The following is a 732-nucleotide window of genomic DNA, read 5'->3' on the forward strand; positions in this document are numbered from 1 at the left end:
CTCGTAGCTGCCGGCACCCGTGCCCACCCGGCGTCCATGGGCGGCTCGCAGGGCGGCGGTGGCTTCCGGCAGGAAGTGTCCGTCGGCAATGACGGCGAGCAGGCCGCCGTCGAGCGCGTCCAGTTCCTCCGGCAGGACCTCAACCAGGCGGCTGACCACCTGGCCGGGATCCACCTCGTCGATGACCGGCGACCAGCGTCCTTCGCGGACAGCCTTGGGCGCCGAGACCACCAATCCGGCCGCGTTGGCCATCCGGACGGCGGCTTCGGCGATCTGGGACGGCGTGCGGTAGTTCACCGTCAGCTCCTCCAGCTGCCAGCGGTCCCCGAACATGGGTGCGAGCGCGCCCTGCCAGGAGTTGGCACCGGCCACCGAACTGGTCTGCGCGATGTCCCCCACGATGGTGAAGGACTTCAGGGGGCAGCGGCGGACCAGCAGGCGCCACTGCATGGGTGAAAGCTCCTGCGCCTCATCAACCACGATGTGGCCGAAGGCCCATGTGCGGTCGCTGGTGGCGCGCTCTGCGGCGGTTTGCCGCGTTTCCTGTTCCTGGTTCTGCTCGGCCAGTTCCTCGGCAGACATCAGGGGATCCACCCCTGCCGCCTGCATGTTCACCAGGGTCTGCTTGGCGTTGGCAAGGTCGCGGGCACGGTCGTGCTCCTGCTGCGCGAGCCCGCGTCCTGCGGCCGGGTCCAGTTCGCCGAGCAGCTCGGCGGCCTCGTCCAGCAGCGG

General features: G+C 70.1%; 1 protein-coding gene. It reads right to left on the reverse strand.

Annotated features, from left to right (window positions below; all coding sequences use genetic code 11):
- On the reverse strand, positions 1-732 hold a 732-nt coding region (locus tag IEX33_RS19415; protein ID WP_229675436.1), incomplete at both ends, for an AAA family ATPase.

It is taken from the genome of Pseudarthrobacter scleromae, from assembly GCF_014644515.1.
Classification (GTDB): domain Bacteria; phylum Actinomycetota; class Actinomycetes; order Actinomycetales; family Micrococcaceae; genus Arthrobacter; species Arthrobacter scleromae.